Source organism: Streptomyces sp. NPDC033177, assembly GCF_055577715.1.
Genome location: NZ_JBVIPS010000001.1, coordinates 845,556 through 864,523, shown reverse-complemented (window position 1 = coordinate 864,523; position 18,968 = coordinate 845,556). Strand labels below are relative to the sequence as shown.

Sequence of the window (18,968 nt, the reverse complement as noted above, 5' to 3'; positions counted from 1 at the left end):
GCCACCTACCGGAAGGGGATGCGCAATGACGCGCACCGACGGCAACTCCGGCGACGATGGCCTACTCCAACCACTCGGCGGGATGACCCTCTATCCCCTCCCGGAGTCGGTCGGGCGGGCTCGCCGCTGGTTCAGGAAGTTCACCGAGCCGCACCACCTCGACTGCTCCATCGATGACTGCGTGCTGATGGTCTCGGAGTTGGTTACCAACGCCATCCTCTACGGGGAAGCGGACGAGCCCTGGAGGGTGCGCGTGCGCTGGTATCGCTTGGGTGAAACGCTGCGCGTGGACGTGCACAATCCCGGTTGTCCCGCCCACGTCCGCCTGCGTACACCCCAGGCCATGGAAGCCCATGGGTGGGGCCTCATCCTTGTCGACGCGCTGGCCGATGAATGGTGGTCCGGCCCGAGTCGGCATGGTGGGACGGCTGTTGTGTTCCTGATGCACCGGGCTTTCAAGCCAGACTAGGACCTGGCCAAGACCTGGCCAAGAGGCGCGGTCACCCCGAGAGGGCGCAGGGCCAGCCCTCCGCCGGCCAGAGGCCTTTGCCGTCAGCCATTCCCTATTTCTGCAACGCGTTCTACTGTGTGCGCCGTCAAGCCCACGCCCGGGGAGACAGCGGAAGCAGGAGGGGTCGTGCACCTCGAATACACGCCTGAGCAGCGGCAGTTGCGTACCGAGCTGCGGTCGTACTTCGCCGAGTTGGTGCCCGACAACGCGTACGCGCGCTACGCCGATCCCGCCACTCAGAAGCAGTTCTACCGGGAGACCATCCGGCGGCTCGGCGGTGACGGGTGGCTCGGTGTCGGGTGGCCCGAGGAGTACGGCGGCCGTGGGCTTTCGCCGATGGAGCAGTTCATCTTCTTCGACGAGGCCGCGCAGGCCGGCGTCCCACTGCCGCTGATGGCCCTGAACACCGTCGGGCCGACGCTGATGCAGTTCGGCACGGAGGAACAGAAGGCGTACTTCCTGCCGAAGATCCTCTCCGGCGAACTCGACTTCGCGATCGGCTACAGCGAGCCGGACGCGGGCACCGACCTGGCCGCCCTGAAGACCAAGGCAGTCCGCGAAGGCGACGAGTATGTCGTCAACGGGCAGAAGATCTGGACCACCAACGGCGACACCGCCGACTGGGTCTGGCTCGCCGTCCGCACCGACCCGGACGCCCCGCCCCACAAGGGCATCACCATGCTCCTCGTGCCGACGAGTGACCCCGGTTACTCCTGCACCATCATCAACACCCTCGCCTCGCACGACACCACGGCGAGCTACTACGAGAACATCCGCGTCCCCGTCTCGCGCCGCGTGGGCGAGGAGAACAAGGGCTGGCGGCTCATCACCAACCAGCTCAACCACGAACGCGTCACGCTCGCCGCCCACGGCACCATGGCCATCCGCGCCTTCCACAACGTGCAGCGCTGGGCGGCCGACACCAAGCTCGCCGACGGCCGCCGCGTGATCGACCTGGGCTGGGTCCGTCAGCGCCTGGCCAGGACGCACACCAAGCTGGACGCGATGAAGCTCCTCAACTGGCAGATGGTGAACGCCGTCCAGGAGGGCACCCTCACCCCCCAGGACGCCTCCGCCGTGAAGGTGTACGGCTCCGAAGCGCGCAGGGACGCGTACGCCTGGCTCATGGAAGTGGTCGGCTCGGCGGGCTCGCTCAAGGAGGGCTCCGCGGGCGCCGTGCTCCACGGCGAACTCGAACGCGGTTACCGCAGCGCCGTCATCTTCACCTTCGGCGGCGGCAACAACGAGATCCAGCGCGAGATCATCTCCTGGATCGGCCTGGGGATGCCAAGGGTGCGCCGCTGACGCCGTGCCCCGAGGATCAGGTGCTGCTCAGGTCGTCGAGCAGCGCGATGGTGACGGTGATGCTCTTGCCCGACTCCTCCTGTCGCGTCTCGAAGACCTGGGCCACGGCCAGCACGATCTCCAGCCCGTGCTGGCCCACCCGGCCCGCGTCGGCGGGGCGGGCCCGCGGCAGGACCGGCACGGAGTCGCGGACCACCACCTCGATCGCCCCACCGGTGATCCGCAGGTTCACCAGGACGGGGCCGGGGGCGTACTTGAGGGAGTTGGTCACCAACTCGCTGATGACCAACTGAGTCAGATCCTTCGCGCGCCGCGAGACGGGGAAACCGTGGTCGGCCCGCATCCGGGCGAGAAACTCGGCGGCCAGCTGCCGCGCCCGGGCGATGCACGGGACCGTCCCGTCCAGCTCGAAGGAGAATGTCGTGGCTTTCGTGGACTCGGCGCTCTCCGCGGCCGCAACAGACCGCGTGAACTCCACAGTCTCCGCGGCCGGGTCCTCCCGCCGCCTGCCGTCGTCATCCACGGCGTGCCTCGCAGATCATTCGTCCCATGGACCCTTTTCCGATCGTGCCGGCACACCCGTGCCCGCGATGTCGGCCCGAACTACCCTTCCCCACGGCCTCAACCGGCCCCTCCGGCCTACTGGCATCGGGTGTACGTTACCGTCGGCCCGACACACGAGGCTCCAAATGTGCAAGCATCGTCAGCATGGCTGAGGAACGAATGGCTGGCAGCGAACGAGCCCGGCGGACCGAGCAGTTCTCGGTCGTCGTCACGCCTCTCGACGACGTCACGGTCCTGACGGTGGCCGGTGAGATCGATCTGGACACCAGCGCTGACGTACGCCGGGCGCTCGCAGCCGTCGCGGCGCCCCGTCCCCGCGCCGTGGTGGATCTGCGACGCGTCACCTTCATCGACTCCAGCGCCATCAACGTCTTCATCGCCGCCCACCGGGATCTCACCGGGGCCGGCGGCTGGCTGCGTCTTGCCGGCCCCGCGGAGTCCGTGATCCGGACCCTGGAGATCGTCGGCATCGACACCTTCATCGACATCCTCCCCACACTCGGCGAAGCCCTCGACAAGTGACCGGTCCCCCTGACCGGATTCTCTCCTGATCAGTGCAGATCCGCGGCGAGCAGCGCGATGTCGTCGTCCTTCCCCCTCCCGAACCTGTCCAGGAGATGGTCGCTGAGGTCCTGCAGTCCGGGCGGGCCGGCCGTGACCGCCTCCATGAAGGCGGTGAGCGTGACGCTCAGGGAGATGTTGCGCACCTCGACCAGTCCGTCGGTGACGAGCAGCAGCCGGGTGCCCGGTGGGGTGGACAAGGCCGTCGGGGCCGGGTGGGGCGCACGCAGTCCGAGGATCGGTCCGTGGGGAGTGTGGAACCGTGCGTGGCCGTCCGGGCCGACGACGAGCGGGGGGATGTGGCCGGCGTTGGCGACCTGCAGACGCCGCCCCCCTGGTTCGACGAGGACCAGACAGAGGGTGGCCGTCACGGTCGGCTGCGAGTGGGCCAGAAGTGTTTCGAGGTGGCCGAGGATCTGCTGGGGCGGGTGCCCTTCGAAGGCATAGGCACGCAGCGCGTGACGCAACTCGCCCATCACGGTGGCCGCCCTGAGCGAGTGGCCGAGCACATCGCCTATCGCCAGCAACAGGCCATCGGCGGTGGGGATCGCTTCGTAGAAATCCCCGCCGATCTCCGCGTTCTCGGAGGCGGGCAGATAGCGGAAGGCCAGGTCGATGCCGTCGACCGTGGGCAGGTCGCTCGGCAGGAAGGAGCGCTGCAGCGCCAGGGCGAGCGTGTGCTCCTCGTTGTAGGTGCGCAGCGCCTCCAGTGCCAGCGCACAGGCGTGGGCCAGCTGTTGGAGGAGATGCTCGTCGTCCGTTCCGGTGAGTGCGCCGGAGGGGACGGCGAGGCAGACAGGGGGGCGTCCGCGCTTGGTCCGCGCCACCGCCATGGCGATGTGTCCGCCGTCGAGGTGGTCAGCGCGCAACAACGCCTGCCACTGTCCCCGTGAGACCTGCGCGATCACCGCACCGGTCCCGTCGCCCAGGCTCTGCTGGAGCAGCCGGTCGAGCACGTCCGGCCGTGCCGCGTACGTTCGGGTCGCCGCGGCCCGGCCGTCGCTCGTGCTGTGGACCGCTTGCCCCTCGGGCGAGAGGAAGACCGCGCTGGCCGGGGACGACAGGAGCCGTGCGGCGCCCCCGGTGGCCGCCGAGGCGAAGGAGTGGAAGCCGATGGCGCTGTAGACGGACATGGTTGCTTCGTTGAGGGTGAGGAGCCGCTCGGCGAGTTGCTCCGCTCGGCGCCGTGCTCTGGCGTAGCGCAGCGTGGCCGTGACTGTGGCGAGCAACTCATCGGGATCGAGCGGCTGGTTGAGGTAGGTGTCCGCACCTCGCCGCAGCCCTTCGGCGTGATCCTCCGCGCTGACGGCCGACGCGGAGATGTGGATGACGGGCAGGGCGGCCGTGCCGGCGTTGCTCTTGATCTTCTCGCTCAGCTCGAAGCCGCTCATGTCCGGCAGGCGCACGTCCACGATGGCGATCTCCGGCAAGGGCTTGTCCGCCGCGGTGAGATGGCTGAGGCCCTCACCCGCGTTCTTCGCGCCGATCACTTCATGTCCCGCACGCTCCAGCCAGCTGGTGAGAAGGTACAGGCTGGTCTCACTGTCCTCGACGACCAGGATGCTGGCATGAGTGGCGTCCTGAGAGTTGTCGATCACTGTGCGCCTCCGCCGGCTTCCTCGCCGTGTCTGTCAGGTGTGTGAACCGGGACGAGCACTTCCACCCGTGTGCCGACCCCGAGCGTGCTGGTGAGCCCGAGCGTGCCCCCGAGGAGTTCGGTGAGGGTGCGGGCGTAGGGCAGTCCGAGTCCGGTGCCCGCATGCCCGCTCTGGTGAGGTCCTCGGACCTGGTAGAACTCCTCGAAGACGCGGCTGAGTTCCTCTGCCGGGATACCGACACCCGTGTCTGTGATCGTGACGCGCAGGGACGGCGCCCGCTCGTCGTTCACGCTGATGTCCAGCCGCACTTCACCCTCCTCGGTGAACTTGCAGGCGTTGGACATCAGGTTGCGCAGGACGTGGGTGAGGAGTTTCTCGTCGGTGACCACCGTGGGCAGAACCTTCAGGTCCGGCGTGACGACCGAGATGCCCTTGCCTCCGTAGGTGCCCTCGAACGTGGCGCTGAGCTGGGTCACGAGCAGACGCAGGTCGACCGGCGCGTGCTGGACGTCGAGCAGGCCCGATTCGGCCTTGGCGACGTCGAGGAGGTCGCTGACGAGTGACAGGACCGTCTGCCCCGACGCCTCGATCAACGTGATCTGTCGGCGTTGCTCCGCCGTCAACGGTTCCGAACCAGGGTCAAGGAGCAGGCGGACCAGGGCGACGACGGCATTGATCGGTGCGCGCAGTTCGTGGCTGATGTTGGTCCAGAACCGGGTCTTGGCCTCGCTGGCCTCTCGGAGCTGCCGGGATTTCTCGTCCAGCTCCGAGTGCAGGGCGAGTACACCGATGTTGGTGGTCTCAAGTTCCTTGGTGAGTTCCGTGTAGAGGGCGAGCACCCCCTGGTTGGTCTCCTCCAACTCCTCGTTGAGGCGGCGCAGTTCCTCGTTGAGACGGCGCAGTTCCTCGCGCTGGGCCCGGGTCTCCTCCAGCGTCGTGATCAGATCGCGTGTCTGGGTCCTGAGGCAGTCGGTCTCCGTGGTCGCACCGGCCTGGCCCAGGGCCTGGGTCAGGCGCTCGTTCATCTCGATGCCCGTGAGGTGGTTCACCGGCAGCGGCTGTCGGACGGTGACGCGGCCGCCCGACTCATGGGGCGCGAACTCGCTCACGACGAGCCGGGAGACCAGTTGCAGGGTTTCCGGCGTCGGCTCCCGGCCGCGGACCCACTCGAGCGTCACGACGAGAGTGGGCTGCTCGCCGGACTCGGAACGGAAGGCGACGGTGCTCGCACCGCAGCTGAGACGGTCCCGGCCCAACTCGCTCAGCGCGGTGGCCAGTCGGACCTGGTCCTGGTTCTCGAGGCCGAGCGCCGCGGCCGCCCGCTGCGCGCCGCGCCTGAGCCGGAACACGTCCTGCGCGGAGGCAAGGCCGAGGGACGCCACCGTGTGCGGCTCGTGGCTCACGTCGGCGACGCAACCTCCGGGGATGTGCCGGGGAGAGTCAGCAGGCACGTCCGTCCCGCCCTTCGCTGGTCACCAGACCCCCTTCACCACCACCACGCTGGCATCGTCGCGGCGTACGCCGGCTTCACGCAACAGCTGCCCGGCCACGACGAGCGGCGCATGCTGCAGAAGACCGGGGAGAGCCGTGTGATCCCACCGCTCGGTGAGCCCGTCGGAGTGCATGGCCAGGGCCCCGCCTTCGGGCAGCTTCTCCTCGAACGTCCGCAGACGACGCATGTTCGCGCCGACGATGCCGGGCACCGACAGCAGTGTCCTGCGGGTGGCGTGGCCGATGAGGAAGCCACTGATGTTGCCGATGCCGCAGTACCGCACCCGTCCGTCCGCCGGTTCGATCCGGGCGACCGCCGCCGCGCCACCCCGGGTTCCCCGCAGCGCGTGGTGGACCGCGTTCATGATGTCTTCCGGTTCGGTGGCGGAAGTGTCGTGGAAGGCGTGCACGGCCGCCGCACTGGCGCGGGCCGCCAGCGGGCCGTGCCCCAGGCCGTCGCACATCATGACGAGAACGGCGGGGTGGTGGGGGCTGGTTCCGGCTCCGGTTCCGGTGTCGAGTCGGGCGCTCCAGGCATCACCGCAGGTCATCTCGCCACTGATGGGCCGCGTGATACCGGAGACGCACGGCCGCCCGGCCGTCATGGCGGCCGTCACGCCCTGGTCGTCCGCCCGGCGCGACCAGAACTGTGCCGCCGTGACCGTTCCCTTGCCGGGCACGGAGTGGATGTCGAAGTGGTCGGCCAGCCTGGCCACGGCGCCGAGCCCGATGCCGAGCGTGCCGGCGCTGGAGGCTCCGTCGGCCATCGCGGCGGTCACGTCGACCATGCCGGGCCCGGAGTCGACGGTGACGAACTCCACCGCTGCTTCCTCATCCGTGTGCAGCGTCCGGAGCAGGAGCGCACCGTCCGTGGCGTGACGCTGGATGTTGGTGGCGGCCTCGGTGACGGCCAGGGCGACCTCCGCGGCACGATGCGTGTCGAGACCGATGCGTCGGGCCAGCGCGGCCGCCGCCCCGCGTGCCGAGGCCGACAGGGACGGGCCGTCCCGGAACCAGCTCATGTCCCGGCTGGCCAGAATGATCCGGTTCTTCACCGGGCCCACTTGATGATGGTCACCGTGGTGCCCACGCCGACCTCCGTCACGAGTTCGAACTCGTCGACGAGGCGCCGGGCACCGCTGAGCCCCAGGCCCAGACCGGCGCCCGATGTCCAGCCGTCCGTCATCGCCTGCGCCACGTCCGCGATGCCGGGCCCGTCGTCCTTGAAGAGCGCCGCGATTCCCCGGCGGCCGTCCCTCTCGACGATTCCCGCCGTGACGGACCCACCGCCCCCGTACACAAGGGTGTTGCGCGCCAGCTCGCTCGCGGCCGTGATCATCTTCGTCTGGTCCACGAGCGAGAGGCGGCACCGCTGTGCCAGGACGCGGACGCTCTGTCTGATGCCCACCACGTCCCTGTTGTGCGTGACGGAGTAGACCTGCGGCGCCTCGTCAGGCAGCCAGGGCGCTGTCACGCTTCGTCCGCAGAGGAGGAGCGCCGCAGCCGCGCCAGGCCTTTCTCGAGGTCGAGTGCCGTGCTCACTCCGCCGAGCGAGAGTCCGAGTTCCACGAGCGTGATGGCGACGGCGGGACGCATCCCGACCACCACGGTCCGGGCGTCGAGCATGCGGGAGATGTCCGCGATCGTCGCCAGCATGCGCCCGACGAAGGAGTCGACGATCTCCAGTGCGGTGATGTCGATGATGACGCCCCGAGCGGAGCGGTTCACGATCTGCTCGGCCAGATCCTCCTGCAACTGCAGGACGGTCTGGTCCTCCAGGTCGAACTGGATGGACACCACGAGCACGTCGCCGATCCGCAGGATCGGTACCCGTTCGGTCACAGCTGCGCGGCCTTGCGGGAGACCATCTCGACGCCCGACCTCTTCAGGGCCAGCTTGAGCGCGTCCGCGAGGCTCGCCTTGGTGACGATGCCGTCGAACTCGATTCCCAGTGCCACGATCGTCTGCGCGATCTGCGGGCGGATGCCGGAGATGGTGCATTCGGCGCCCATGAGGCGGGCCGCGACGATGGTCTTCAGCAGATGCTGCGCCACCTGCGTGTCCACCGCGGGTACGCCGGTGATGTCGATGATGGCCTGCTCGGAACCGGTGTCCACCAGCGCCTGGAGCAGTTTCTCCATGACGACCTGGGTCCGTGCGGAGTCCAGCGTGCCCACCAGGGGCACGGCGATGACGCCGTCCCACAGCCGCACCACGGGCGTGGACAGCTCCATGAGTTGCTCGGACTGCGCGGAGATGAGCTCCTCACGGGTCCGGGTGTACGTCTCGATCGTGAACAGGCCAAGGCCGTCCAGCACGCGACTGAGACGGCCGAAGGCGCGGATCTCCTCGACGGAGCCGTCCTGGAGCACGGGTTCAAGGACCTGCTTCAGCGCGAAGACGCTCACTGCCGTCTCCGTGGGCGAGAAACCCTGCCGGGCCCTGTTCCGCGACAACTCCATCAGGAGGGCGCGCACTTCCGACATCTGTTCGCCGTGCACATCGCTCGCGCCCTGGCCGAGTGCCTCCACCAGCGCTTCGTGCAACTCGTTCAGTTCACGGCTCAGTTCGGCGATGCTCACACGGCCTTTCAGCGTGCCCGACACCTGCTGAACCCACTCGCCGGCCAGATCCCGCCCCTTGGCCGACAGCAACCCCACCAGCTCGACCGCACTGCCCTGTTCAGCCACGTGACAGCTCCCCATTTTCGTCATTTCGGCCTAGCGCCGCAGCGTACGGCACGGTGACAGCGCGGGTGAGCCGATCGGTCGAAGCTCACCGATCCGGGTTCAGGCGTGCCGGCCATCTGTTGACGCCCGATGTATTGACACGGCCCGAGGGGCGGGCGAGCATCTCACCCAAGTTAATTAACTATCTAGTGCGTTAACTACGTCCCCTCGCGGCCTGCCTCCCCCTCGTGGCCAGGCCGCTCTCCCCGAGGAGTTCACGTGTCCGCTCACCCGCAGGCCGATCAGCCACCGGCCGCGCCGCCCCAGGGCAGGCCACGCAAGGCCGCCTTCGCCGCCTGGATCGGCAGCGCGCTGGAGTACTACGACTTCTTCATCTACGGCAGTGCCGCCGCCCTCGTCTTCCCCAAGGTCTTCTTCGACCCGGACGACCCGGCCACCGCCACCCTGATCTCCCTGGCGACGTTCGGCGTCGCGTACGCCGCCCGCCCCCTCGGTGCTCTCGTCCTCGGCCACTTCGGCGACCGGCTCGGCCGTCGGAAGATCATGGTCTGGACGCTGATCCTGATGGGGCTCTCCACCTTCCTCATCGGCTGTCTGCCCACGTACGCCCAGGTCGGCACCATCGCCCCGGTGCTCCTCGTGCTGATGCGGGTCTTCCAGGGCCTGTCCGCGGCCGGTGAGCAGGCCAGCGCCAACGCGATGACGCTGGAGCACGCCCCGGAGGACCGGCGCGGCTACTACACGAGCTTCACCCTCAACGGCACCCAGGCCGGTCAGCTCCTGGCGACCCTGGTGTTCCTGCCGGTCGCCGCACTGCCCGACGAGCAGCTCTACAGCTGGGGCTGGCGCATCCCGTTCCTGCTGAGCGCCCTCGTCGCCGTCGCCGGATACGTCATCCGCCGCACCCTCGACGAGACCCCCGTCTTCCAGCAGGTCTCCGCCGACCAGGAGGTGGCCAAGATGCCGCTGGCGGATCTGCTCAGGAACCACTGGGCCGACGTGCTGAGGGTGGTCGCCGCCGCGCTGATCGCGACGGTCAGCACGATCTTCTCCGTCTGGGCCCTCTCCTTCGCCACGAGCGACGCGGTCGGCCTCGACAAGACGGGCATGCTCTGGGTCGCCGGCAGCGCCAACGCCGTGGCGCTGCTCGCCATCCCGCTCTGGGCCAGGCTCTCCGACCGGATCGGCCGCAAGCCCGTCTTCCTCGTCGGGGCGATCGGCAGCGGAGTGATGATCTTCGTCTACCTGTGGGCGATCTCCACCGGCAGCTACCCCCTGGTCTTCGTGACCGGCGTTCTGCTCTTCGGCGTCGTCTACAGCGCGGCCAACGGCATCTGGCCCTCGTTCTACGGCGAGATGTTCCCCGCCAGGGTCCGGCTCTCCGGCATGGCCATCGGCACCCAGATCGGCTTCGCCATCGCCGGTTTCGCGGTGACCTTCGCGGCCCAGATCGACGGCCCCGACGGAGACGGCTGGGTCGGCGTCGCGATCTTCACCGCCGCCTTCTGCGTGATCTGCGCGATCGCCGTGGCCACCGGGCGCGAGACGCACCGCGTGCCCACCGCCGAACTGGGGGTACGTGCCGGGGACGCGAAGGCGCCGACGGTGACGCCCGAGGCGGCCGCCCTCTGAACCGGCCGCGCCTTGACCGCGCCCTCGTGAACGACCGTGCCAAGACGACCCACAGGAAGCATCGATGACCTCGTACCTCACCGGCCTGATCGGCTCCGGCATCGGCCCCTCCCTGAGCCCCGCCCTGCACGAACGCGAGGCGGACCGGCACGGTGTCCGCCTCGTCTACCGCACCCTCGACATCGACGTGCTGGACGTCGCGCCCGAAGCCGTAGGGGAGCTGGTGCGTGCCGCCATGCGCCTCGGCTTCGACGGCCTGAACATCACCCACCCCTGCAAGCAGCTCGTCATCGAGCACCTGGACGAGCTCGCCCCCGACGCCGCCGAGCTCGGCGCCGTCAACACCGTCGTCTTCAGAGACGGTCGGGCCATCGGACACAACACCGATGCCACCGGCTTCGCCCAGTCCTTCGCCCGCGGCCTGGCCGACGCGCCGACAGGTGACGTCGTCCAGCTCGGCGCGGGTGGCGCGGGCGCCGCGGTGGCGCACGCCCTGCTGAACCTCGGCGTCGACCGGGTCACCCTCATCGACACCGACCCGGCCCGCTCCGCCGCCCTCGCCACCGCGCTGACCTCACGCTTCGGCGCCGGACGTGCGGCCTCCGCGCCCACCGGGGCGACGGCCGAGCGCCTCGCCGCCGCGGACGGGCTCGTGCACGCCACCCCGACCGGCATGGTCGCGCACCCGGGCCTGCCCCTGCCGGCCGCACTGCTCAGGCCCGGACTCTGGGTGGCCGAAGTCGTCTACCGGCCGCTGGAGACCGAGCTGTTGCGCGAGGCCCGCACGATCGGCTGCCGCACCCTCGACGGCGGTGGCATGGCCGTCTTCCAGGCGGCCGACGCCTTCCGGCTCTTCACCGGGCTCGAACCGCACACCGGACCGATGCTCGCCGACCTCGGCGATCTGGCCGCCTTCCCGGCCTGAACAGGAGACATCCATGCGTAAATCGATCGCCACCCTCTCGCTCAGCGGCCCGCTCTCCGAGAAGCTCACCGCCATCGCCACCGCCGGCTTCGACGGCGTGGAGATCTTCGAGAACGATCTGCTCGGCGCCCCGCTCAGCCCCGAGGACGTACGGCTGCGCTGTGCGGACCTCGGCCTTGGCATCGACCTCTACCAGCCGTTCCGCGACTTCGAGGCCGTCCCCGCCGACGTACTCGCCCGCAATCTGCGGCGCGCGGAACGCAAGTTCGACGTCATGGAGCGGCTGGGCGCCGACCTGCTCCTCGTCTGCTCCAGCGTCGCCCACGACTCCGTCGACGACGACGCGCTCGCCGCCGAACAACTGCGGCTGCTCGCCGACCGGGCGGCGGACCACGGCATCCGCATCGCCTACGAGGCCCTGGCCTGGGGCCGGCACGTCAGCACGTACGACCACGCCTGGCGGATCGTCGAACAGGCGGATCACCCGGCTCTCGGCACCTGCCTCGACAGCTTCCACATCCTCTCCCGCGGCTCCGACCCCAAGGGCATCGCGGACATCCCCGGCGAGAAGATCTTCTTCCTGCAGCTCGCGGACGCGCCCCTGATGGCGATGGACGTCCTCCAGTGGAGCAGGCACTACCGCTGCTTCCCCGGCCAGGGCGGCTTCGACGTCGCCGCCCTGGTGTCCGCCGCCGTGCGGGCCGGATACCAAGGGCCCCTCTCCCTCGAGGTGTTCAACGACGTCTTCCGGCAGGCGGGGGCGGCCTCCACCGCTGTTGACGCGCTGCGTTCGCTGCTTCTCCTGGAGGAGGAGGCAGGTCTGTCCACGCTCCCCGCCGCGGCCGTCCCCTCCGGCTTCGCCTTCGCCGAGCTGACCGCGGCCGACATCGAACCGCTGCGCGGAGTCCTGGAGGCACTCGGCTTCGCCCACACCGCACGGCACCACTGGAAACCGGTCGAACTGTGGGAACAAGGCGAGGCCCGCATCCTGCTCAACACCGGTGTCAGCGGCCGCCGTCAGGACCCCGCGCTGACCGCCGTCGGCGTAGAGACCCCCGACCCGGACCGGGCCGCACGGCGTGCCGAGGAGGTGCTCGCCCCTGTCGTACCGAGGCGCAGGGCGCCGCAGGACGCCCCGCTCGACGCGGTCGCCGCACCCGACGGCACGGAGTTCTTCTTCTGCCGCACGGAGCAGTCCGACCACCCGAGTTGGACGGGCGACTTCACCGGCGTCGCGTCGCGCGCGCTGCCGGGGGAAGGGGCAGGCGAACCAACCGGCACCGTCCGCCGCATCGACCACATCGCCCTCACCCAGCCCTGGCACCAGTTCGACGAGGCATCGCTGTTCCACCGGGGGGTGCTGGGCCTGGAGGCGGACGACAGCCTCGATCTGGCCGACCCCTACGGCCTCGTGCGCAGCCGGGCCGTCGCGTCCCCCGACGGCGGTGTCCGCATCGTCCTCAACGTCGCGCCGGCGCCGGACGCCGAGGGCGCCCGTCTTCAGCACATCGCCCTGGCCACCGACGACATCGTCCGCGCCGCCCGGCGCGTCCGCGAGAGCGGCGCGAGCCTGCTCCCGATCCCCGCCAACTACTACGACGACCTCGACGCCCGCCACGAACTGGAGCCGCAGCACCTGGCCACCCTCGCGGAGCTGGGCATCCTCTACGACCGTGACGAGAACGGGGAGTTCCTGCACTGCTACACCGCCACGGTCGGGCGCGTCTTCTTCGAGCTGGTGCAGCGCACGGGCGGCTACCGGGGGTACGGGGCCCAGAACGCGGGCGTACGGCTCGCGGCCCAGAATCTGCACCAGCATTAGACTGACCGGCGCCGATGAGTCCGCCCAGAGGAGCCGCATGGCCGCCGCCGTCCCCCCGTCGCCCCCGCCCGTCAAACGCACCCGGGACGCGGCCCGTACACAGGGGGAGATCCTGGACGTGGCCACCGAGGAGTTCGCCCGCATGGGTTACGCGGGGGCCAGGGTGGACGAGATCGCCGCCCGCATGCGGACCACGAAGCGGATGATCTACTACTACTTCGGCAGCAAGGACCAGTTGTTCACCGCGGTCCTGGAGCGGGCGTACAAGGTCATCCGGCACGAGGAGCAGCAGCTGGATGTCGGGCACCTGGACCCGGTGTCCGCCATCCGCCGCCTTGCCGAGCTCACCTTCGACCACCACGAGGCGCATCCGGACTTCATCCGCCTCGTCAGCATCGAGAACATCCACGAAGCCAAGCACATCGGCGCCTCGCCGAGCCTCGGCTCCCTCAGCTCACCGGCGATCGACGTCATCGCCTCGATCCTCGAAGCCGGGCGCGAGCAGGGCGTGTTCACCGCCGATGTGGACGCCGTCGACCTGCACGCGATGATCAGCTCGTTCTGCTTCTTCCGCGTCTCCAACCGGCACACCTTCCGCACCCTCTTCGGCCGCGATCTCACCGAGACCTCGCGCCGTGCGCACTACCGGACGATGCTGGGGGACATGGTCATCTCCTACCTGACCTCGGATCGGCCGCCCGCACAGGGGAGTTGAGGGCGCCCCCGGAGGCGTAGCCTGCGGCCAGGAGGTGGTTGTATGCGCGAGGCATCCTCATCGGGGCGCCCGACCGCACCGGACCCGGGGCTCTTCGGTCCCTCGTCCGTGACCTGGCAGATGCACGGCGACCCGATGATGTGGGTCGCCGGGATCCGAGCCCTGTATCTGCAGGCGCTGCACCCCCGCGCGGTCCGCGGCGTCATGCAGAACAGCGACTTCCGCAAGGACGCGTGGGGCCGCCTCATGCGGACCGCCAACTTCGTGGGCACGATCTCGTACGGCACCACCGAGGTCGCCGAGCACGCGGGGGCACGCGTGCGGAAGATCCACACGATGATAAAAGCCACCGATCCCGACACGGGGGAGCGGTACGGCGTCGACGAGCCCGAGCTGCTGCTGTGGGTGCACTGCGCCGAGATCGACTCCTATCTGCACGTCGCGCGCCGGTCGGGGTTCCGTCTCACCGGCGAACTCGCCGACCGGTATGTCGCCGAACAACGGGAGAGCGCCCGGCTCGTCGGCCTCGACCCCGACGGCGTCCCGGCGACGACCGCCGAGCTCGCCGCGTACTTCGAGCGCGTGCGGCCCGAACTGGCCGCCGGGCCCGAGGCGCGTGACGTCGACGACTTCCTCCAACGGCCGCCGACCCACCCCCTGTTGATCCCGGCGCGCGCCCTCCTGTGGCGGCGCGTGGCGAATCTCGCGTACGCCTCATTGCCGCCGTACGCCCACGAGCTGTACGGCAGGGCGGCCCCGCCGCCCGCCACCGTGACCCGGCGGCTCGGCACCACCGGCACCATCCTGCGCACCGTTCCCGCACGTCTACGCTGGCAACTTCCCCCGAAGCACATTCTGCGGGCCATGGCCAGGCTCGGGCCCGGCGCCCGGCCTGCCCCGTACAAACTCGACAGTCTGACAGCCATACTGGACGAGCCGGGGAGGGCGAGGCGAGGCAACGGGGGCGACGGACGGAGATGGCGGACACCAGGCTGATCCAGGGCCGGTACCGGCTACTGGACCTGATCGGGCGCGGCGGCATGGGCGAGGTGTGGCGTGCCCGCGACGAGTCACTCGGGCGCAGGGTCGCCGTGAAGTGCCTCAAGCCGATGGGGCCCCAGCACGACCAGTCCTTCACGCGCGTGCTGCGTGAGCGGTTCCGACGCGAGGCGCGGGTCGCGGCGGCGCTCCAGCACCGCGGCGTCACCGTCGTCCACGACTTCGGGGAGCACGACGGCGTCCTCTATCTGGTCATGGAACTGCTCGAAGGACGCAACCTCAGCCAGCTCCTGGAGGACAACAAACAGCATCCGCTGCCCGTCGCGGACGTCGTGGAGATCGCCGACCAGGTCTCCGCCGCGCTCGCGTACACGCATGAGCAGGGCATCGTGCACCGCGACCTGAAGCCCGCGAACATCATGCGGCTCACGGACGGCACGGTGAAGATCTGCGACTTCGGGATCGCCCGGCTCGGCCACGACATCGGCTTCACCTCGCGCCTGACAGGCACGGGCATCGCGATGGGCACGCCCCACTACATGTCGCCCGAGCAGATCAGCGGCGCCCAGGTCGACCAGCGCAGCGACCTCTACTCCTTCGGGTGCGTCCTCTACGAGATCGCCACCGGGGCGCCGCCCTTCGACCTGGAGGACGCCTGGGCGGTGCTCGTCGGCCACCGCGACACGGCTCCCGAGCCGCCGCGCAGGCACCGGGACGAGCTGCCCGAGTACTTCGAGAAGATCGTCCTGGACCTGCTCGCCAAGGAACCGGACGAGCGCCCCAGCGACGCACGCGAACTGGGGCGCCGCATCATCACCGGCCGCACGGTCCCTTCGTACGTCCCGACCGTCGTCACCCCGCCCGTGCGACGCCCGGAGCAGCCGCCCTCGCGCGAGCCCCGGCTGCCCTCGTGGACCCGCGGAATGACCACCGGGCACAAGGCGAACGGCGCCTCCGAGCTGCGGACGACGCCGCCCGACGCGGCGGCGGGCCTGACCGGTGAGTGGATTCCGCGCGCCGACGCGCGCCGGGCCGCCGCCCCGCGCCGGCCCGAACGGCCCACGCCGTCACCCGAGGTGGTCGCCACTCTCGTCAGCCGGCACAACGCGGGCCTGAGCCTCGGGCGCCTCGGCCGCTGGGCGGAGGCGGGCGAGGTGCACCGCGCGGTGGCCGCCGAGCGGGAGCACGCGCTGGGCCCCGACCATCCGGACACGCTCGCCAGCCGGTACGAGGTGGGCTTCACGCTGAGCCGCACCGGGCGTGCGGCCGACGCCTTGCGGGAGTACGGCCGCGTCGCCCAGGGCCGGGAGCGCACGCTGGGCCCCGAGCATTCGGACACGCTGGCCGCGCGGCAGGAAATGGCGTACGTCATGGGGCAGTTGGGGCGGCACTTCGAGGCTCACCAGGTCTACACGTCGGTCCTCGCCGTCCGGGAGCGGACCGCGGGCGCCGATCATCCCGACACCCTGCGCTGCCGGCACAACCTGGCGTACAACCTCAGCAGGCTCGGCCGCCTGGAGGACTCCTACCAGCTGGCACGAGAGGTGGCGCTGGCCCGAGCGCGGGTCCTCGGGGCCACGCACCCCGACACCCTCGTCACGCGGTACGAAGTCGCCTACGCGCTTGGCCAGTTGGGCCGCTGGCCCGAGGCCCTCCAGACGTACCGCGAGGTCGCCGACGCACGCGTACGGGCGCTGGGCGCCGACCACCCCGACACCCTCGCCGCCCGCTACGAGGTGGGCATCAGCCTCGGCAGGCTCGGTCGCAGCGGCGAGGCCCTGGAGCTGTACCGCGACCTGATCGACGACCGCACCCGGGTGAACGGCCCCTCCGACCCCGAGACGCTGCGCGCCCGGCACGGCCTCGGCGTCAACCTCGGCCGTCAGGGCCGCTGGGAGGAAGCCCTCGCCGAGGCCCGCGACGTCTGCGCGATCCGCGAACGTGTCCTCGGCGGCGATCACCCGGACACCCTGGTGAGCCGCCGCGAGGTGGCCGTGGGGCTCGGCTGGCTCGGCCGCTGGGCCGACGCCCTGACCGAGTACCGCCGGGTCGCCGCCGCCCGCGAGCAGGTCCTCGGCGCCGACCACCCCGACGCCCTGGCCAGCCGCAACGACGAGGCGCACTGCCTGGAGCAACTGGGCCGCGGCACGGAGGCGGTCGAGCTGTACCGCCGGGTGGCGGCGCTGCGCCAGCGGCGGGCTACGGGAGGGCATTGACTCGCGGGGCGCCTTTCGCTGCGCGACTTCGGTGGATGGTCGACTGCTGACGCGTCGTGGCTGGTCGCGCAGTTCCCCGCGCCCCTTCGGGACGCGATCCTGACCGGCGGCATTTGTGCGCGGGGCGCGGGCCGCGTCGTGCGGGGCGGCCTGGGCGGGTGGTCGGCTACCGCTGCGTCGTGGCCGGTCGCGTAGTTCCCCGTGCCTCTTTGGGACGCGTTCGGCCCGGTGGATGGTCGACTGCTGACGCGTCGTGGCTGGTCGCGTAGTTCCCCGCGCCCCCTTGCGGCGCTTTTCGCCCGGTGGATGGTCGGCTGTCGGCGTTGGTGTGGCTGGTCGCGCCGTTCCTCGCGCCCCTTTGGGGCGCTCCACGTGCTAACAAGGGCTATGTCTCCTCGCGATCGATACGACGCCGTCATCGTCGGCGGTGGTCACAACGGACTTGTGGCCGCCGCCTATCTCGCCCGCGCCGGACGCTCCGTCCTGCTCCTGGAGCGGCTCTCCGGGACCGGAGGGGCCGCCGTGTCCAGCCGCCCCTTCGCCGGTGTCGACGCCCGGCTCTCGCGCTACTCGTACCTGGTCAGCCTGCTGCCGCGGAAGATCGTCAGGGACCTGGACCTGGACTTCCGGGTGCGCACCCGGAACGTCTCCTCGTACACCCCGACCGAGCGCGACGGCGCGCCGACGGGACTGCTCGTGGGCGGCGGCGAGGCGCGCACCAGGGACGCGTTCGAGCGGCTCACCGGCGGGCCGCGCGAGTACGAGGCCTGGCGGGAGTTCTACGCGATGACGGGGCACGTCGCCGAGCAGGTGTTCCCCACGCTCACCGAGCCCCTGCCCACGCGCGACGCCCTGCGCGAGCGGATCGGTGACGATGCCGCCTGGCGCGCGCTGTTCGAGGAGCCGATCGGCGCCGCCATCGAGGAGCGTTTCGCCGACGACCTGGTGCGCGGGGTGGTGCTCACCGACGCCCTCATCGGAACGTTCGCCGACGCCCATGACCCGTCCCTGCGGCAGAACCGCTGCTTCCTCTACCACGTCATCGGCGGCGGAACCGGCGACTGGAACGTCCCCGTCGGCGGCATGGGCGCCCTCACCGCAGCCCTCGCTGCCTCCGCCCGCGCGGCCGGCGCCGAGCTCGCCACCGGCCACGAGGTCACCCGCATCGAGTCGGACGGACAGAGCGCGGAGGTCACGTACCGTACGCCCGAGCGCGAGGCCACCGTCGCCGCCCGGCACGTCCTGGTCAACGCCTCACCCCAGGAGCTCGCCGCCCTCGTGGGCGACGCCCCGCCCGCCCCGGCCGAAGGCGCCCAGCTCAAGGTCAACATGCTGCTCGAACGGCTGCCGAGGCTGCGCGACACATCGGTCGACCCGCATGAGGCCTTCGCCGGGACCTTCCACATCGGGGAGGGCTACGGGGAGTTGGCGACGGCGTACGCCCAGGCCGCGGCCGGTGAGCTGCCCGCTGCGCCGCCCTCCGAGATCTACTGCCACTCCCTGACCGATCCCAGCATCCTCGCCCCCGAACTGGTGGAGCGCGGCTGCCAGACCCTCACCCTCTTCGGGCTCCACACCCCCGCCCGTCTCTTCGCCCAGGACAACGAGGCCGTACGCGCCGAGCTCCTGAAGTCGACCCTGGCGCAGCTGGACGCGCACCTGGCCGAGCCGCTCGCCGACTGCCTCGCCACCGACGCCGAAGGCCGCCCCTGCATCGAGGCGAAGACCCCGCTGGACCTGGAACGCGACCTGCGCCTGCCCGGCGGCAACATCTTCCACCGCGACCTCGCCTTCCCCTACGCCCAGGAGGACACCGGGCGCTGGGGCGTGGAGACGCGGCACGCGAACGTCCTGCTGTGCGGGGCGGGCGCCGTACGCGGCGGCGGGGTCAGCGGCATTCCCGGGCACAATACCGCGATGGCCGCGTTGGGAGAGTAGC

17 protein-coding genes are annotated in these 18,968 nt (G+C 70.5%); 10 read left to right on the top strand and 7 right to left on the bottom strand.

From position 1 onward, the window contains the following. The first annotated feature begins 25 nt into the window (after positions 1 to 25). Positions 26 to 469, top strand: coding sequence for an ATP-binding protein (locus ACZ5U5_RS03860; protein WP_469015816.1), 444 nt, complete (start codon positions 26 to 28; stop codon positions 467 to 469). Positions 470 to 637: 168 nt separating this feature from the next. After that, positions 638 to 1,816 (top strand): acyl-CoA dehydrogenase family protein, encoded by a 1,179-nt coding sequence (locus tag ACZ5U5_RS03855; protein ID WP_469015814.1) that lies wholly within the window; start codon positions 638 to 640, stop codon positions 1,814 to 1,816. Between the two features lie 16 nt (positions 1,817 to 1,832). On the opposite strand, the gene ACZ5U5_RS03850 is transcribed toward ACZ5U5_RS03855, so the two are convergent. Further along, positions 1,833 to 2,222, bottom strand: coding sequence for an ATP-binding protein (locus ACZ5U5_RS03850; protein WP_469016938.1), 390 nt, complete (start codon positions 2,220 to 2,222; stop codon positions 1,833 to 1,835). Positions 2,223 to 2,524: 302 nt separating this feature from the next. Between ACZ5U5_RS03850 and ACZ5U5_RS03845 the strand changes: the two genes are divergently transcribed. After that, complete coding sequence (locus ACZ5U5_RS03845; protein ID WP_469015812.1) at positions 2,525 to 2,902, top strand: STAS domain-containing protein; 378 nt, start codon at positions 2,525 to 2,527, stop codon at positions 2,900 to 2,902. Positions 2,903 to 2,931: 29 nt separating this feature from the next. On the opposite strand, the gene ACZ5U5_RS03840 is transcribed toward ACZ5U5_RS03845, so the two are convergent. From ACZ5U5_RS03840 to ACZ5U5_RS03815, 6 genes are read right to left on the bottom strand one after another with little or no spacing between them, the layout of a single operon-like run. Then, entirely contained in the window at positions 2,932 to 4,539 is a 1,608-nt protein-coding gene (locus ACZ5U5_RS03840) for a SpoIIE family protein phosphatase (protein ID WP_469015809.1), read from the bottom strand. Then, entirely contained in the window at positions 4,536 to 5,966 is a 1,431-nt protein-coding gene (locus ACZ5U5_RS03835; protein ID WP_469016935.1) for a sensor histidine kinase, read from the bottom strand. The genes ACZ5U5_RS03840 and ACZ5U5_RS03835 overlap by 4 nt, the downstream gene beginning before the upstream one ends. Positions 5,967 to 6,011: 45 nt before the next feature. Then, positions 6,012 to 7,094 carry an ATP-binding protein gene (locus ACZ5U5_RS03830; protein ID WP_469015807.1) on the bottom strand — a complete coding sequence of 361 codons (1,083 nt, stop codon included), beginning with the start codon at positions 7,092 to 7,094 and terminating at the stop codon, positions 6,012 to 6,014. Further along, on the bottom strand, positions 7,082 to 7,489 hold the full coding sequence (locus ACZ5U5_RS03825; RefSeq protein WP_469016932.1) for an ATP-binding protein: 408 nt from the start codon (positions 7,487 to 7,489) through the stop codon (positions 7,082 to 7,084). Before ACZ5U5_RS03825 ends, ACZ5U5_RS03830 begins: the two co-directional genes overlap by 13 nt. Before the next feature lie 11 nt (positions 7,490 to 7,500). Then, complete coding sequence (locus ACZ5U5_RS03820; protein ID WP_469015805.1) at positions 7,501 to 7,872, bottom strand: STAS domain-containing protein; 372 nt, start codon at positions 7,870 to 7,872, stop codon at positions 7,501 to 7,503. After that, on the bottom strand, positions 7,869 to 8,720 hold the full coding sequence (locus ACZ5U5_RS03815) for an STAS domain-containing protein (protein WP_469015802.1): 852 nt from the start codon (positions 8,718 to 8,720) through the stop codon (positions 7,869 to 7,871). Before ACZ5U5_RS03815 ends, ACZ5U5_RS03820 begins: the two co-directional genes overlap by 4 nt. Before the next feature lie 258 nt (positions 8,721 to 8,978). Between ACZ5U5_RS03815 and ACZ5U5_RS03810 the strand changes: the two genes are divergently transcribed. The 7 genes from ACZ5U5_RS03810 (at position 8,979) to ACZ5U5_RS03780 (ending at position 18,967) form a co-directional block, all read left to right on the top strand. Next, positions 8,979 to 10,352, top strand: a complete 1,374-nt coding sequence (locus ACZ5U5_RS03810; protein WP_469015800.1) for an MFS transporter — start codon at positions 8,979 to 8,981, stop codon at positions 10,350 to 10,352. Positions 10,353 to 10,416: 64 nt separating this feature from the next. Then, positions 10,417 to 11,277, top strand: a complete 861-nt coding sequence (locus ACZ5U5_RS03805; protein ID WP_469015797.1) for a shikimate dehydrogenase — start codon at positions 10,417 to 10,419, stop codon at positions 11,275 to 11,277. 13 nt (positions 11,278 to 11,290) lie between these two features. Next, positions 11,291 to 13,099, top strand: a complete 1,809-nt coding sequence (locus ACZ5U5_RS03800; protein WP_469015795.1) for a bifunctional sugar phosphate isomerase/epimerase/4-hydroxyphenylpyruvate dioxygenase family protein — start codon at positions 11,291 to 11,293, stop codon at positions 13,097 to 13,099. 37 nt (positions 13,100 to 13,136) lie between these two features. After that, complete coding sequence (locus ACZ5U5_RS03795; RefSeq protein ID WP_469015792.1) at positions 13,137 to 13,814, top strand: TetR/AcrR family transcriptional regulator; 678 nt, start codon at positions 13,137 to 13,139, stop codon at positions 13,812 to 13,814. A gap of 42 nt (positions 13,815 to 13,856) precedes the next feature. After that, entirely contained in the window at positions 13,857 to 14,810 is a 954-nt protein-coding gene (locus tag ACZ5U5_RS03790; protein WP_469015789.1) for an oxygenase MpaB family protein, read from the top strand. After that, entirely contained in the window at positions 14,792 to 17,029 is a 2,238-nt protein-coding gene (locus tag ACZ5U5_RS03785) for a serine/threonine-protein kinase (RefSeq protein WP_469015786.1), read from the top strand. Before ACZ5U5_RS03790 ends, ACZ5U5_RS03785 begins: the two co-directional genes overlap by 19 nt. 387 nt (positions 17,030 to 17,416) lie before the next feature. After that, complete coding sequence (locus ACZ5U5_RS03780; RefSeq protein WP_469015783.1) at positions 17,417 to 18,967, top strand: phytoene desaturase family protein; 1,551 nt, start codon at positions 17,417 to 17,419, stop codon at positions 18,965 to 18,967. The last annotated feature ends 1 nt before the right edge of the window (position 18,968 follow it).

Coding starts and splice junctions, on each gene's coding strand:
- ACZ5U5_RS03800 (WP_469015795.1), top strand. CDS start 11,291: ATGCGTAAATCGATCGCCACCCTCTCGCTCAGCGGCCCGCTCTCCGAG.
- ACZ5U5_RS03790 (WP_469015789.1), top strand. CDS start 13,857: ATGCGCGAGGCATCCTCATCGGGGCGCCCGACCGCACCGGACCCGGGG.
- ACZ5U5_RS03860 (WP_469015816.1), top strand. CDS start 26: ATGACGCGCACCGACGGCAACTCCGGCGACGATGGCCTACTCCAACCA.
- ACZ5U5_RS03845 (WP_469015812.1), top strand. CDS start 2,525: ATGGCTGAGGAACGAATGGCTGGCAGCGAACGAGCCCGGCGGACCGAG.
- ACZ5U5_RS03795 (WP_469015792.1), top strand. CDS start 13,137: ATGGCCGCCGCCGTCCCCCCGTCGCCCCCGCCCGTCAAACGCACCCGG.
- ACZ5U5_RS03805 (WP_469015797.1), top strand. CDS start 10,417: ATGACCTCGTACCTCACCGGCCTGATCGGCTCCGGCATCGGCCCCTCC.
- ACZ5U5_RS03780 (WP_469015783.1), top strand. CDS start 17,417: ATGTCTCCTCGCGATCGATACGACGCCGTCATCGTCGGCGGTGGTCAC.
- ACZ5U5_RS03785 (WP_469015786.1), top strand. CDS start 14,792: ATGGCGGACACCAGGCTGATCCAGGGCCGGTACCGGCTACTGGACCTG.